10 protein-coding genes are annotated in these 15,743 nt (G+C 37.3%); 1 reads left to right on the forward strand and 9 read right to left on the reverse strand.

Translation table 11 applies throughout. The features are described from left to right. Positions 1-49: 49 nt before the first annotated feature. Entirely contained in the window at positions 50-1,966 is a 1,917-nt protein-coding gene (gene acs, locus B3139_RS10540; RefSeq protein ID WP_293882681.1) for an acetate--CoA ligase, read from the forward strand. 165 nt (positions 1,967-2,131) lie between these two features. On the opposite strand, the gene B3139_RS10545 is transcribed toward acs, so the two are convergent. The 9 genes from B3139_RS10545 to B3139_RS10585 all read right to left on the reverse strand — a co-directional run bounded on the left by B3139_RS10545 (position 2,132) and on the right by B3139_RS10585 (position 15,709). Continuing rightward, the gene (locus tag B3139_RS10545; RefSeq protein WP_293882683.1) at positions 2,132-3,124 is read right to left on the reverse strand and encodes an energy transducer TonB; all 993 of its coding nucleotides are present in this window, start codon (positions 3,122-3,124) and stop codon (positions 2,132-2,134) included. A 387-nt stretch (positions 3,125-3,511) separates the two neighbouring features. Next, entirely contained in the window at positions 3,512-3,943 is a 432-nt protein-coding gene (locus B3139_RS10550; RefSeq protein WP_293882685.1) for a nuclear transport factor 2 family protein, read from the reverse strand. A gap of 604 nt (positions 3,944-4,547) precedes the next feature. Next, a complete protein-coding gene (locus B3139_RS10555) occupies positions 4,548-5,549 on the reverse strand; it encodes a hypothetical protein (RefSeq protein ID WP_293882688.1) in 1,002 nt (333 codons plus the stop codon). Between the two features lie 876 nt (positions 5,550-6,425). Beyond that, a complete protein-coding gene (locus tag B3139_RS10560; RefSeq protein WP_293882690.1) occupies positions 6,426-7,088 on the reverse strand; it encodes a hypothetical protein in 663 nt (220 codons plus the stop codon). Positions 7,089-7,311: 223 nt separating this feature from the next. Continuing rightward, positions 7,312-8,181: a DUF4302 domain-containing protein gene (locus B3139_RS10565; protein ID WP_293882692.1), complete on the reverse strand. Its 870-nt coding sequence runs from the start codon at positions 8,179-8,181 to the stop codon at positions 7,312-7,314. A gap of 6 nt (positions 8,182-8,187) precedes the next feature. Continuing rightward, a complete protein-coding gene (locus B3139_RS10570; RefSeq protein WP_293882694.1) occupies positions 8,188-9,099 on the reverse strand; it encodes a zinc-binding metallopeptidase in 912 nt (303 codons plus the stop codon). Position 9,100: 1 nt separating this feature from the next. Next, positions 9,101-10,723 carry a RagB/SusD family nutrient uptake outer membrane protein gene (locus B3139_RS10575; RefSeq protein ID WP_293882697.1) on the reverse strand — a complete coding sequence of 541 codons (1,623 nt, stop codon included), beginning with the start codon at positions 10,721-10,723 and terminating at the stop codon, positions 9,101-9,103. 12 nt (positions 10,724-10,735) lie between these two features. Beyond that, positions 10,736-14,296: a SusC/RagA family TonB-linked outer membrane protein gene (locus tag B3139_RS10580; protein ID WP_293882700.1), complete on the reverse strand. Its 3,561-nt coding sequence runs from the start codon at positions 14,294-14,296 to the stop codon at positions 10,736-10,738. Between the two features lie 255 nt (positions 14,297-14,551). Then, on the reverse strand, positions 14,552-15,709 hold the full coding sequence (locus tag B3139_RS10585) for a FecR family protein (RefSeq protein WP_293882702.1): 1,158 nt from the start codon (positions 15,707-15,709) through the stop codon (positions 14,552-14,554). Between the last annotated feature and the right edge of the window lie 34 nt (positions 15,710-15,743).

The following is a 15,743-nucleotide window of genomic DNA, read 5'->3' on the forward strand; positions in this document are numbered from 1 at the left end:
GCAACGATAACAATATAAATTAAAATAATTCATAATAATCCTAATAACGATGAGCCTACAAATAAAATCATTTGAAGAATATCAAAGTGAATATAAGCGAAGTGTAGAACAACCTGAGGAGTTTTGGGCGAGCATTGCAGATCATTTTTTCTGGAAGAGAAAATGGAATAAGGTGCTAAATTGGAACTTTGAAGAACCCAATGTCAAATGGTTTGAGGGTGCCAAACTAAATATTACAGAAAATTGTCTTGATCGCCATATATATGCAAATGGAGATAAACCGGCCATCATCTGGGAACCTAATGATCCGAATGAAGCACACCGCATTCTTTCCTATAAGCAATTATTGCAGAAGGTGGAGCAATTTGCCAACGTACTTAAAAATAATAACATCAAAAAAGGAGACCGTGTCTGTATTTACTTACCAATGGTTCCCGAATTGGTCATTGCCGTATTGGCTTGCGCCCGTATTGGTGCTATACATTCTGTAGTATTTGGAGGTTTTTCAGCGCGTTCTATTGCTGATCGTATCGAAGATGCCGAATGCAAACTGATTGTCACATCAGATGGCAGTTACCGCGGAAATAAAACCATTGGACTTAAAAATATTGTAGATGACGCGTTGATGCAGTGTGATACGGTGGAGAAAGTTATTGTGTTAACGCGTACACGCACCCCTGTATCAATGATCAAAGGCCGTGATGTATGGTGGGAAGATGAGATCAAGAAAGTAGAAACACAAGGAAATCCAGCGTGCCCAGCAGAAGAAATGGATGCTGAAGATACCCTGTTTATTCTCTATACATCAGGATCTACAGGAAAGCCTAAGGGAGTGGTGCATACGTGTGGTGGTTATATGGTATACACCGGTTATACCTTCATGAACACTTTCCAATATCAACCAAACGACGTATTTTTCTGCACAGCAGATATTGGCTGGATTACTGGACACAGTTACATCGTTTACGGCCCCTTATCACAAGGCGCTACCTCATTGATGTTTGAAGGTATACCAACCTTCCCGGATGCGAGCCGCTATTGGGATATTGTGGACAAGTATAAGGTTAATATTATCTATACCTCACCGACTGCTCTACGTTCATTAATGGCTTTTGGTGATGAATTTGTAGACAAAAACAACCTTTCTTCGTTGCGTGTTTTAGGATCTGTGGGAGAGCCAATCAACGAAGAAGCCTGGAACTGGTTTAATGAGAAAGTCGGTAAGAACAATTGTCCTATTGTTGATACGTATTGGCAAACAGAGAACGGTGGCCATTTGATCACTTCATTGGCGGGCGTGACACCAGAGAAAGCAAGTTATGCGATGTTCCCAATGCCAGGTATTCAGCCTGCTTTGATGGACGAGAATGGAAAAGAGATCGAGGGCAATGATGTTACAGGAAACCTGTGTATCAAATTCCCTTGGCCGGGTATGTTACGTACGACGTGGGGAGATCACGACCGCTGTCGTCAAACCTATTTCTCGACCTATAAGGATATGTATTTTACGGGCGACGGATGTTTCCGTAGTCCGGAGGGCTATTACAAAATCACAGGTCGTGTAGATGATGTACTCAACGTTTCGGGTCACCGTATTGGCACAGCTGAAGTTGAAAACGCTATCAACATGCACGCTGACGTTGTAGAATCTGCAATCGTAGGCTATCCGCACGCTGTAAAAGGGCAAGGTATCTATGCTTATGTGATTGCCAATCACCACACAGATGCCGAAGCGACCAGACGCGATATCATGGAAACCGTTTCTCGTATTATCGGTCCGATTGCAAAACCAGACATTATCCAATTTGTCGATGATCTCCCAAAAACTCGTTCAGGAAAGATTATGCGCCGTATCTTACGTAAGATCGCTGAAGGCGATACCAGCAATTTAGGAGATACTTCTACCCTACAGGATCCGAATGTAGTAGAAGGAATTATCAGCGGGGCATCAGCCTTGAAAAAATAGTATAACGTATACGATACAACTAGAAATGGCTGTCCGATTTTTTTGGACAGCCATTTTTAGTTTGATTTATCTATATAACTGCTTTTACATATATATCTTCAGAATGCGCTTTCAGCTCTTTGAGATCACTTTTGCACATCCGCTAATTATACGATCTAAATAGGCCTAATTTGATAAGTGCAATTGTATGGGAAGCGTATACTTCACATTAACGGCCTCTCCACGCTGTATGCCGGGCTTCCATTTTCCTGCTCTTTTTATCACGCGAATTCCTTCCTCTCCTGTTCCGAAACCTAGGTCATTCTCTACAACTAAATCCTTTACGTTACCATCTTTGCCGACCACAAACGCTATCCTTACAACGCCAGACACCCCATTACTAATAGCGCCCCTTGGGAAGACATAATTGCTCGCGATGAAGCCCATCAGTCTCGAAATTCCACCAGGGTAATCGGGGGGACTCATAAAGTTGGAAGAATCATATTTGAAAACTTCACCCGAAGCCTTTGTTTTAATGCCTGAAATTAATTGATTATTTGTGTAAGTTTCAACAAAACTATCCTTTCCCGACTTTCCTTTCCACTCACCCTCACGCAAATTATTTTTCATTTTCCCCTCTTCATATCCCCCGCTATAACTTAAACGGATAAAACCCGTTCCATTTTCCAGTGTTTTATTATTGAGTGAATCATAATATACGACATAAATAGGATCTCCTATTTTCAGTTTTCCCTTTTTAGCTGAACTAGTTGGATAAAAAACAATTTTTTCCAATTTATTACCTGGATAAAAGTAAAAAGCAGAATCTACAAGCGCGCTGTCGTCGCTATAGTCCTCGATACTTCTTATCGTTCCCTGTTCATACAATTCATATTTTCGCCCGCGAAATTTAAACGGGTAAAGAGGACTCGTACTGATCCCACTGAGTTTAATGGAGTCGTTGCGCGTATAAAATTCTTCGACACGGTAAAGTTTATCCTTCCCAGATGCATCGATATTAATTATCCGCATGTAATAGGCCGAATCCAAATGCTTTGTTTCGGTATCATTTCTCTTGTGATAGGTGGTAAAAGAAACCTGAGCATAAAGGTTTGATAAACAAAAATTGAATAATAAAAAACAGACTAATGACGCCCAAAAATTTAAATAACCTTTCATAAATACTTGTTTGTATAACGGTAATAATAAGAAATATACAAGATAATTAAAACAATAATCGGTTAAATAATTTTTATATTCATTGTGTGTTATACGATAGATTAGTAATTTCAGTTATCCACACAATGTTAATAACATTGTTGAAAACCCATTTTACCCGTAGAACGAACAACATAATCTTATAACTAAACGCCACCCTCATAGAAGCAATAGAGCAATTGTGCTCCCATAAAGAAATCCTATTTTCTTTTACACAGTATAAAATATACTACTTCTGATAAAAGGCTTATGAATAATTTTGGCACTTTTCAAGTCCTTAATACAACAAAAAAAGCCACATCATCCCGACGTGGCCAAAATAAACATATGAATTTAATTAAACAGTTTCTATTTATACGAGTTTACGGAGCTTGCAACCCTCCAGGTTCCTGATTCATTGACCAATGTCACTAAATCTGTTTTGATGAAATTGTCAAACTTCATGGTGATACGTGCTACCATATAGTTTTGAGATTCCTCCAGAACTTCAGTATGCGTACTGCAGTTCAATTTTTCACCTTTTTGTTTCTTGAGGAAGGAAATAACTTCCGAACGGCTGTTGGTCCGAGCTGATTTCCCTTGAATTTTCTGATTAAATTCCTGGGCGAACAATTTTTCTACCCCCTGAGAAGCACCTTCCGTCATTACCGACACATAACTATCGATGGCCAGATCAGCTGTGGAAAGGTTCAATGCTTTTCCAGGATCGGTAGCTGCCACTGCGAATGTTGATATTGTAATCAATGCTGCTGCGGCGAATGTCTTTACTAAAGTTTTCATAATATTGTACTTTATAGTGTTAGTTTTTTGTTTCTTTTCTTATTGTCGTAAGGATCTTGATTATGTTGCATCATTTCCTTTAAGATTCTGATTCAAAAGTAAGACAACGCAGCGTTCCATTTTATTACATTTAGATCAACGGAATAAAAAAGTCGGTAAATGGAGGTAAAGGAGCGGTAAATGCATACTGGCTAGGATTGAAAAAATTGAAGATATATGAGTGTAAATCCCGCTAGCATTGGGCTGCCCGCAAAATTGATGCATCCAATACTGATTTATTTCCTTGAATTGGGATCTTGCCTATAAAAGATATCAATCTCCCATTCATCATTGCTTACTTCTTCAAATTCTCTTTCTTTAAAATTGAAAGAAAAGGTATGATTGTATGCTTGGAACCACAGTGGATGAGTTTGCGATTTTCGATGCGAACGCTGAAAGCGTTTTCCACATCGTTATTAACATTATGTGGAAAACTGAAGTTTTACTTCATTTGCAAGCTCCCCTATTAAAAGATACGCGAGAATATTACGTACAACTTATTGGCAAATGAATTAAGTCAAGACATTGATGAAACAATTGCGTCCATGTAATTTTTCCCAACCATCTATTTTATTCGAATAAAGGTACCGTTAACATAATCAAGTTTCTGCGTGCAGTAGTTTGTTTCAGGTCCCGATACCAAAATCCCTCCTATCGCACCTAACGGCACGGAAGCCGCAACGACGTTGCTTGCAGAAGCAGTTTCCTTTACAGGCCCGACAAAAATAAAATCATCCTCCTCACTGATTAATGCGTAAAACTGATCTTGACTTGAAATAAAAGGATTACCATTGTACACCACTGCATAGTAATCTTTTGGATTTAACTTTTTAAGTTTACCTTTTTCATTTTCTTTAAAGAATCCCGAATAGAAGTCTCCATCTTTTAATTGTGCAGGTCCACCTGAAGGTATTTGACGCACAAACTCTTCGTAGGTGAGATAAAGTCCATCTTTATAAGTGGACGTATTGTATAACGCTAATTGTCTCTTTTGAACAGAATCGTAATTTTCAATTTGACTTAGGGTGTAAAGTTTTGTGGTATCGCCCTCTTTGGTTAACGCATCACAGATCAAATTATTGACAACGTCGCTAGCACGTGCCAAAGTCGCTTTGGTTACATCCATCCCATTAACGATGATAGTTGTATCAACTCGGGCTAGCTGTAAATATTCTCCATTAGCTTTTTTTGAGAATATGATTGCTCTAAAATCCAAAAATCCCTTTTCAGAAAAACCTTCCGTCAATTCCGCTATGCAGAATTTTTCAAGGCGTATTAGTAATTCGTCGTCGGCTTTGCGGCTTGCTGTCATATCTTCCAATTGGCGCTGCAGTTGCTTTTCCAATGATGGTTCAGCCACTAAAAATCGATTTGCGTTGAGCATACCTACTTGTATGACGCCGAGGTTATCTTTTATTTCTCGTGCATCGTATAGCCTTATTTTGCCATACTTAGCATGTTCAACTACTTTATTTGGTTTCTTAAATTGGAATGGTCTGCTTTTTTGTTGCGCTTGAATGGCAACAGTTTGTATAAGAAGAATGAATAGGGAAATAATGTATCTCATTGTCATTAAATTTCAGAAAATAGGCTACAACTAAGTTATGCTAATATTTTCTTTTCTGCAATGCCTATATTTTATTATCGATCATATACTTTCTCTATATTTCACTATCTCAATCTCTTACAGCAAGTTCAAGCATACGATTTCACAAAAGCATAATGATAAGTTAATTTCTGCGAGACTGGTAGTGATTTCAATTGAAAAATGATGCTATTGACTTCGAACCTATAGCCAGCTCCTAGGCGCTATCTGTTGTTTTGCTTTTGCTGCCAGGCTTATCCGAGGCTGCATAAAGTTATCCATCATCTTCGGACATCGTGAATGTTTCTGATATTATCAATGTGACAGCACTATCAACAAGCATAAAACAAGCAGTATTTTACATGTCGATGGGTAATAGCCTTTCTTTGACAAAATGTATTCACATCAGTTTTTTCCTCTTTTAGCTCAGCAATAGGACCGATAATTTTGTATAGCTAGCTTTGATTTCCCAATAAGGGGTTAATATCGCCTTTTTCTTTATGACATGTTAGGATAAAGAAAAGAATCAGCGAAACAATTAACTTTTCATATTTTTTTTGGCTAAAAAAACACCTGTTCTATATTTCTCCAAATTTAAATCGTACGACCTTAGGAGATATTTAGACGTTCTGTATTCTATTTAGTTTTTTTAGTCCTAACTTCCACTAATGTGAGTACAAATGCCCCGACTATCAAATATATAAATGTCGAAACTATTCTACCGACAGTAAATTCAGAACCTTCACCTCGAAAGTAAACATCAATAAGTTGCTGACTTACAATTATCATTAGCATTATACCACAATAAAGAGAAAACAACTTATGGTAAGCTTTAATATTTTTCATAGGTTTCAATAGTTATCGTCCTATACCCCAAGCTAATTGCACATAGAAGCTCCCTAGTCTATCTCTCGGAACATTCGCTACAGTAGCATTGACTACTTTCCATTCATTCTTTGTAATAGAAGATTTATAGCCAACTCTGCATTCTGGACGGAAGATATTACGCTCACTATTTACTGTCTTCAAGGTCATACTTAAATCCACAATAGCAGCATTATACTCTATTTTTGTCTCGTTGGATTGTGTTGTCAAAAAACTTTCAAATGTACCACCTAAATCCTTCTTTTGAACCGTAAAAGTGGCTGATTGCGTTCCGATTCCCAACTGTGGACTAAAAATTAATTTACCTGTGCGTATTACATTAGTAGCTACATATACTGTAAAATCTCCAGTGTTCATTGCATTATCACTTTTACTACTTGTTGTCAAACTGAAGTTTGCCCCAATAAGGGTTTGCTTGATCCGATAAGCAAGCCCCGCCCCAGCGTTCCAGCCAAATACTGGTACCTTCCCAGCATTCTGATCCTTCAAAATTCGGTTTATATTACTCGCGCCGTTAAATTGTACCCCAGCGAAATAGATACTCTCAAATTGTAAATATTTCGTTTTGTTATTTTTTTCTTGCGCCAACAAATTTACCGCACAAAGGCTAAATAGACAGCCTAAAAAATACCTCATAAATTAATGAAAATGTTGAATATTATATTTCTACCGCTATAATAGATTACAGTCTTTACCTATGACAATTCAAAACGATAAATTATTACATCCTTCAAGAATAAATTATCTAATTACAAGTTTATTCACCTCAGTTTATTCCAGCTCACTTTACCCGTGGAATATATTGAAGATAAGGCTCCTCCAAAACAAGTTGGAAGAGCCTTTAAATAAACATAAATAACTATCCTACTGGAATATATTTTACAGTCTTTTCAGGATTTTCAAAATAACCATTTGGATAACCTGTTGTGGGGTTAACGTAAGTCATTGTCTTCACGTTTACTCCTTTTATACTGAATTCTTTATAAAACTCCAACCCTGCCTCGGTATATACATACGAGTATATATTTTCATCTTCAGGATCATCAAAAACAAAGGCTCGTTTCAGATCTGAATAAAAGTAGGCGTCGTAGGTTTTACCACCTACTTCCACCACATAGTCGTCAAATGAATCAAATTTGGCAGCATTTTTTTGCATTTTCTGGATAAATGTAGCTGGTGTAGATTTTATCGGAAGCATCACAATTCTATTCAATGATTTTCTACCTTGTAGGATTACAGAATCTGCTGTTGCCTTCAATACCAAAAATTCAAAATCACCTTTAGTTCCACTATCTACCGCTCCTTCTCCATTGTATGCGCCAGGAATTGCGAAAAAATGGATTATTTCATTCCATGTATCAAAAGTTAAAATAGGTCCTGCTCCAGGATAGACCTTATATGTGCTCGAGAACTTTGCGTATGGAGCTGGCGTCCAATACTGCATCCAATCTGGATCAAAGATAGGCACATAATCCGCTTGAAGATCAACCTTTTCGTCAGTAGAAAAATTCACAAATAAATTATACCCACCATATTCGAGATCTGAACTTGGAAAATACTGCATTGTCCAACCGTTTTTTTGCGATTTTAATATATTAAATGCCTCATCAACTGCTGTATTTAATCGCGCTGTGGGATTTTCTTCAAAAAATCGGTCTCTCTTTTTATCACAACTACTACCAATAAGCAGCAATGTAAAAAATATTAAATAAACTATATTTCGTTTCATATTCTTTTACTTTATTGTAGTTTGATCAAATGTATCTAACTTACCCATTCTACCAACGATATTGGTTCTTAATAAATCCATATCAATATTCCATTGTCCTTTCATATAAGTTTTTACGATAGCCAATTTTTTGCTGATAATAGCTTTTCCAGCATCGGAAGCATTTGGAAGATTAATCCATCTATTCCATCCAGCCTGATCGCGCGTAACATAAATTGAGAAGAGTTCTGCAAAATCTTCCGTTGGGGCTTTAGAAGCATATGGAGAAATATAACCAGCACTAATGGCGTTAGCAGTTCCCGCAGCAGTTCCGGGGTATACCGTATTCCAAGCATCGTCTACATAGGTTGTACCAGTAATTGTGTTAAAATCCGATGGATATGGCTTAGTTTGGTTCAAAATATGCTGAAACTCGTGATGAATTGTTTTAAAATAATAGTAGGTCAAAAATTCAGCATCCTTACCAGTCTCTTCATTCAAATCCAGTAAATTATACAAAGTCATTTTTGTCCCATTCTCGGCCGTCCCCAACACTATGGTTCCATTATTCCGAACCGCAACAGAACCTATATAATTAACAAGCTTTGGAAAGTATTGGTGGATAAACTCCTTACTCCCTGTTAGGTCGTTATAAGGTTCCAATCCCAAATAATTTAAGAGTTTTGTCATCCGAATTGATGATTCAAATGGAGCTGGAACCAAATGATAATCTAGGTCAGATTCACGGTCTACATATTTGTAGATAATCTCCATATTATACGGGATCGTGAAATTGTTGAAAATATATTTATCGAAATCATTTTGTTCGATTTTAGGATCAACAAAAACACTATCTGAATCTAATTTCTCATCTTTACTACATGATGTGACTCCAAGATACACCATGCAACCAAGTAATATTATGTTTCTTAATTTCATCTTATCTAGGATTTGGGGTTAAACCTGCGCTTATAACATCTTTAGGAAGTTGAATTGCTCGTCTTTTATCATCAACTTTTAAAACATTTGCTGATACCGATCCAACCTGCCCTCCAGAAAGTGTCCTCCTATTTACTTCCATGCCATACCGTTTGATATCAAACCACCTTAACCCTGTATGCAGCGTCTGAATCCTTCGCATAAGAAGAACAGCATGTAACATATTTTCTTGCGTACCAGATTCGATGACATAGTCCTTAACATTAAACTTCTTTTTCGGAGTCGGTTTTGTTGGGGTATAATAGCCAAAAAGATTTGCCCAATCATTAATACGAGCCTCACTCATAGTAGATGCAAAATTAACAGTGTTACCAGCCCATAATTGCATGTCACTTAACGCTTCAGTATACTTTTTCAAATGAATATTTGCCTCAGCACGAGTTAACATGGCCTCTTCAGACGTAAACTCACTTATAACAGCTCTACGGAAACCAATTCCCGCTACTGGATCTGTATACTCAAACATATAAGCTACGTGAGGAAGCAAAGTTTTATCCAAGTTTGTTCCATTGTAGACATAAGTTCTAATCCGATAATTTAATGAATTAAATACCGGATTTACACCCGTTTCATTAGCGCTCCAATAGGACGGCGCTAAATATGGCGGTGTAGCTGAAACCGTTTCTCTGCGAGCAATAACAGCATTATGATTAAATCTAGAATTTTCATAATACGGGCCATAAGTGAGCCCCAAATTTGAATAGGATGTTAAAATAAGATAATTAGACTTTAGAGTACTGGAGTTATATTCTCTGGATGCATTGTTAAATACCGAAGCAAAAGCTGCTACCTGGCTGTAATTTCTCAGTGACCCAGTTACATCACTTCCTAAAGCTAACGAAGCATAATCGGCAGCCTTCTGCCATTCTCCCATGAATAAATATACACGTGCGGCAAATGCATATGCGGCCGTTTTATTAAAATGATACTTTGCTGCAGAACTGCTCGCAAATTTAGAATCATCGATGAGAGGAATTCCTTCTTCAAGATCTTTAATCACTAAATCATAAACCTCTTGAACAGTATTCCTAGAGTACTTTGGATCTAATGTCGTCTCAGGTTTCAACATATAAGTCACCCCTAAATCCGTCTTAGATGTTACTTTATTATAATGTAACCCAAAAATATTAACTAACATAAAGTGGTTGTAAGCTCTAGCGACTAAAGCTTCTCCTTTTTGAGGATTCAGACTATTTGGATTAGCCGATGTCTCTATTGCTGCTAATGCTGCATTACTACTCGAAATTGCTTTATATGAGGCTTCCCATACGGAGTTAACCCCATCATTATCAACTTCTGTTTGATCTTCCCAATTATAAATTTGTTCTAATATCCGACTTGAATAAGGATTTGTAGATCCGTAATCATCGGTATTATCGGAAGACAACTCTGTAACCATTCCATAATTACTGGTTGGATATGCAGATACTAAAATTTTAGCTATTTTATCTGTATTATTCAGCTCGGCACGATTATCTGGCAACTCATCTAGATACTTGTTACACGAAGAAACTGATAAAAGCACACCGGATAAAGCCAATATTAATAAACTTTTTCTTTTCATTGTTTCAATTTTTTAAAGACCTAAACGTACAGTTAATGTATATTGCCGAGGAATTGGCAAAGCCACTCCTCCCGCATTGACAAACTCTGGATCCTGACCATTTAAGCGTTTATCAGCATAGATTAACCACAAATTGGTTACATTGAATCTAAAGCCTAATGAGGCTATTTTTAACGAGTTCACAACTTCCTTAGATAAGTCATAACTCAGTGACAAGTCTTTCAAACGAATAAAGTCACCCTTAGCAATGTTCACGGTTGAATAGTTATACGCATTGTAAGCATATCGGTATTCATTATCATTGCGAATAAAACGATTATCCAAAATAACAGGAACATTGGTCGTTGTCTCATCACCAGGAACTGTCCATGCATCCCAGAATTCTTTAGTTGTAGCTGTCAAGTCAGAATATCTTGTTTGATATACTGGATCTAAACGAACAACATTTCCAAAAGAATATGTAAAGAATGCATTTAATTTAAAACCTTTATATCCCCAAATATTACCAAAACTACCCATTGTGGTCGGTTCTGTGGGACCATCATATTTCAAAAATCCCACATTATCCCTTTCCTGGAAATAAATTCCCGTTGTGGTTGGTCCATCCGGCCCCTGAAAAATCGGTAAACCGTTTATATCTAATTTGTTAAACGGAATAGAGAACATCGACCGAACGGGATATCCCTCGACACCGAAGCCATTTCCTGAAATTAAATCCAATACTCGCTTATGGTTTTCCAATTCCGTAATCTTATTTGTCGCTCTTGTAAAAACAAAACTGGAGGTCCATGAAAATTCAGCATCTTTCAAGATTGTCCCAGAAACACTGACTTCAAGTCCGCTGGATTTCATCTTTGCTACGTTACCATATTTAGTAATCTGCCCACCTAAACCTTGTGTATTAATTTCTCCAATTAAATCATGTTGCTTTCTGGAATAATAGTCAATATCGACGGCTAATCTATTTTGAAACAATCCCGCAGAAAGCCCTATGTTGAATTCATTTTTCTTTTCATAGGTAAGCATCGAGTTCTCTAACTGATCCATTTCCAGTCCTGTCTCTTTATCAACGGTTCCAGGTCTCCAAGGGTTATAACTCGAATAAATAGCTTGGGAATTTGAAACGAAAGCAGGTCCTCGGTCAGCTGTAAGACTATAAGATGCTTTCAATGACAAAGCATTAAATGGAGTGTTAAGATTTCTGAAAAACTGTTCATTATAGATGTTCCAGAGGCCAGCAACGTTCCAAGTTGGTAACCATCTTGCTGAAGTAGCTTTTCCCAGTCGATTAGTACCTTCATAACGAATTGTACCGTTGACAGTATACCGATCATCGTAGGTGTAATTTGCTTGCCCATAAAAGGCAGCCTCCTTATTCCTAGTATTATTTACTTTAAAATATTCTGTATTCTGCTCCTGATTTTGTTTAAAGGCTCTATAATCCGTAAAAGGAATTTCGCCTAGTTCATATTGAATACCCCAGCCTCTATACCATTCATTGTTCCGGCTATCATTTGTAACTTGGGCTCCACCGAACGCATATAATTTATGGACTTCATTGAATGTATTATTATAATTAAAGTTAAACCTAAACACTTTCGAATCCATTTTGTAATCGGTACGATTATAAATACCGCCATAAGGTAAAATTGAAATTGGAACTGCATAAGGGTCGTCAGGATTGGTATACAAATACGGGTTATTATCTCTAATTGTTGTGGTAGGCATCCACCTATATGCCAACGCCTGATTGGAATAATCTTTAACATAATGTTGTTGCGAAGTTTGCTGATGACGAATCGCGCCCATTGCTGTTAATTCCAATTGTTTTACTGGTTTCCAAGAAAGCTCGCCTTGAAATTTGTAATCACCAACATTAATATCCATGTAATTATTGTCTAACTCTGTTAAGATATTAAACGGGGCATAATTACGCGTATAAGATTCATTTGGATCTAATGTACGGGAGGTATTTAACGCATATTGATATGGATTAATATCAAAATCACGTTTTACTTGCATACTAACAACGTCAATAGACTGTCCTAAGGTACCCGGGGCACGTTGATCGCGATACGATCCGTTCGATAAAATGTTAAATTTCAAGTTGTCAAACAGATTGTAAGATGCATTTAACAAAGCAGTGTAACGCTTAACACCACTCTGTTTGGCCCATCCTGGATCATTAACAGCACTTAACGAGGTATAATATTGGGCCTTATCCGTTCCCGAAGACATACTGACGGAATGGTTTTGCATAATAGCTCTACTAAAAAGCTCCTTAAACCAATTGGTATTCCGATATTCAGCCCGACGCAGATAAGCATTTCTTGATTCAGGCGTGTTTAACAATTCTCCTCTATTTATTAGCTCATACATTTTCCCATAGACACCACTTTCTGAGGCAGCTGATAGATCAGATAGATTTAACCAACCTCTTTGATTCAAGAACTGATAAAAAGACATCTGTTCTTGCGAGTTCATGATATTAAATGTATTATAACTTGGGATATCTCTTGATGTCAACTCCGTTGAATAATTAAAAGAGTTTCTGCCTGAAGAACCCTTTTTTGTTGTGATCACAATTACCCCGCCCATAGCACGGGCGCCATAAATTGAGGTAGCAGAACCATCTTTTAACACTTGAAATGATTCTATATCGTTTGCATTTAATCCAGCGACAGCAGAACTGATTAATGTTAGTGCATCACCAGAGGACAAAGCGTCCGAAGAAACATCACCAACATCTTCAATAATGATCCCGTCAACGACCCATAGCGGTTTAGAACTTCCATAAATAGAAGTTGCTCCACGTACACGAATTTTTGGTGCAGTACCAAACGTACCAGTTGTGTTTTGAACAGAAACCCCAGCCACACGACCTTCTAATGAACGACTCGGATCAGGCATGCCCCCTATTTCAACATCTTTCATGTTCACTCTGGTCGTAGCTCCCGTAAAATTTTGACGATCTATTTTACTACCTATTCCTGTTACAACAACCTCTTCGATTTGCTGCTGGTCCGCTTCCAATACAATTGATAATACATTTCTACCATTTACTCGCACCTCTAAAGGTGAAAAACCGACAAATCGTACGATCAACGTGGAATTGGATGATGCAGCAATTCTAAAGCCGCCAGTTCCATCGGTTTGCGTGGACACTGAACTTCCTTTGACCGTAACTGTTGCCCCTGCTAGTCCTTTACCGTCTTGACCTTTCACCGTTCCGGAAACAGTATTCTGTACAATATTAAACGAAGGAGCCTCAGCAATTTCCGTTAAATTGCTATTGACTGAAATTGTATTCGCAATAATCTTGTACTCTATATTATTCTGCTTCAATACAGCATTCAGCGCCTCTTCTACCGAAGCGTTTTTAACATTAACTGAAATTCTTGATTTGGAATTCAGATTTTCGCTATACAATACACGCAAATGCGATTGCTTTGAAATAGCAGATAGCGCTTCTTCAATACGTGCATTTTTCATATTCAATGTAACCTTTTGTGCCGTCCCTTTGGCATGGACACCTGTTACAAATGCGAATAAAAGACATGTACTAATTTTCATAATACGTAATGGTTTGCAAAAACGCGGATCTTGAGGGATCAAGGGCCACTTTTTGCTAAATGGTAAGTTATTCATACATTTACACTTTGTGGTTAATTTGGTATTTTAATTGCTTCTACTTTAAGATTTAGGGCCAGATGATCACATCTATTTTTTGAACAGGGATGCGCCAACATTCCTGTTCTCTATTTTTAGGCCATTGTGTTTAGGTATTATTCTTTCATAAGCTCTCAGAAGTTTTTAAATAAATTATTTTTAAGTTCTTGTCGCAATAATTAGTTTCTTGCCTTCGACATCAAATTTAAGATCACTGACATAGGACAACATCTCAAGTACTTGCGATAACTTAACGTCACGCTCAATACTCCCCGTATATTCCTTATCCAATTGAACATTTCCCCTGAATATCACATCCAAATCATACCACCGAGATAATTGATGTGCAATATTCACTATAGTTTCCTTTTTGAAATAAAACTCATTATTATGCCAAGCAAGATCATGCGCCAAATCTGCCTTTCCCTTAAATAAGTTATCTTTAAAAGACGAAGCATATTCACCTGGATACAACTCCACCCGTTGCTCATTTTGGCGCACCTCCACTCTTCCCTCCGCTAACGTTGTCCGAACATGATCGGAATAAGAGTTAATATTAAAATGCGTTCCCAACACCTTAATTTCATTTCCTCGCGATTCTACAATAAATGGATGATCTGTATTAGGGATTACTTCAAAATAGGCTTCTCCCTCCAAAAAAACTCTCCGCTCTTTAGTTGAAAACTGCGCTGGAAATTTCAATTGGGATAAAGCATTTACCCAAACTTTAGTCCCGTCGGCTAATGTCATTTTATAAAAACTCGCTTTTGGAACGATCAGAGAATTGTATTGCAGTGGGATAGGTTGATCTGTTTGCTTGACAATCAATTCATTGCTATTACCTATCAAATTACTATTTTTAGACAAAGTTTTTGTTGTATTACCATTTAAGGAAACCTTGGTACCATCGGCCAAGACTAATACAGCCCCACTTGTTGCAGGAGCAATATCCTGCTTTTTAGAAACCATATCACTTTTACGATCAGAACCCAAATGAATATAATCTTCTTTCCAAACTAAAAAACATCCGAATATGAACACAATGGTCGCAACCATACTTAGTGACCATTTTCTAAACGACTTCACCAAATTAGGTTTTTTATTATTCAGCCGATCCCATGCTGTATTTGCATTCAATTGTCGAATAATGGCTAAATCTCCTTCTATATTTTTTGCACTTCGGAAGGATTCTAAAAGCATTCGATTCTGTGAACTAGCATTGAGCCATTCATCAAATATTACTTCTTCCTCTTTAGTCAGTTGCGCAAAAAGGAATTTTCGTATTAGGTCAGTAATATATCTTGTATCTTCTTTCATTAATTACAGTAAAGAAACCTAAGGAAAAAAAAGG

Origin of the sequence: Sphingobacterium sp. UBA1498 (assembly GCF_002325125.1) — a bacterium.
GTDB lineage: Bacteria > Bacteroidota > Bacteroidia > Sphingobacteriales > Sphingobacteriaceae > Sphingobacterium.

Bases quoted from the DNA above. Each gene is read 5' to 3' on its own strand.
- acs (WP_293882681.1), top strand. From the start codon at position 50: ATGAGCCTACAAATAAAATCATTTGAAGAATATCAAAGTGAATATAAG.
- B3139_RS10545 (WP_293882683.1), bottom strand. From the start codon at position 3,124: ATGAAAGGTTATTTAAATTTTTGGGCGTCATTAGTCTGTTTTTTATTA.
- B3139_RS10550 (WP_293882685.1), bottom strand. From the start codon at position 3,943: ATGAAAACTTTAGTAAAGACATTCGCCGCAGCAGCATTGATTACAATA.
- B3139_RS10555 (WP_293882688.1), bottom strand. From the start codon at position 5,549: ATGAGATACATTATTTCCCTATTCATTCTTCTTATACAAACTGTTGCC.
- B3139_RS10560 (WP_293882690.1), bottom strand. From the start codon at position 7,088: ATGAGGTATTTTTTAGGCTGTCTATTTAGCCTTTGTGCGGTAAATTTG.
- B3139_RS10565 (WP_293882692.1), bottom strand. From the start codon at position 8,181: ATGAAACGAAATATAGTTTATTTAATATTTTTTACATTGCTGCTTATT.
- B3139_RS10570 (WP_293882694.1), bottom strand. From the start codon at position 9,099: ATGAAATTAAGAAACATAATATTACTTGGTTGCATGGTGTATCTTGGA.
- B3139_RS10575 (WP_293882697.1), bottom strand. From the start codon at position 10,723: ATGAAAAGAAAAAGTTTATTAATATTGGCTTTATCCGGTGTGCTTTTA.
- B3139_RS10580 (WP_293882700.1), bottom strand. From the start codon at position 14,296: ATGAAAATTAGTACATGTCTTTTATTCGCATTTGTAACAGGTGTCCAT.
- B3139_RS10585 (WP_293882702.1), bottom strand. From the start codon at position 15,709: ATGAAAGAAGATACAAGATATATTACTGACCTAATACGAAAATTCCTT.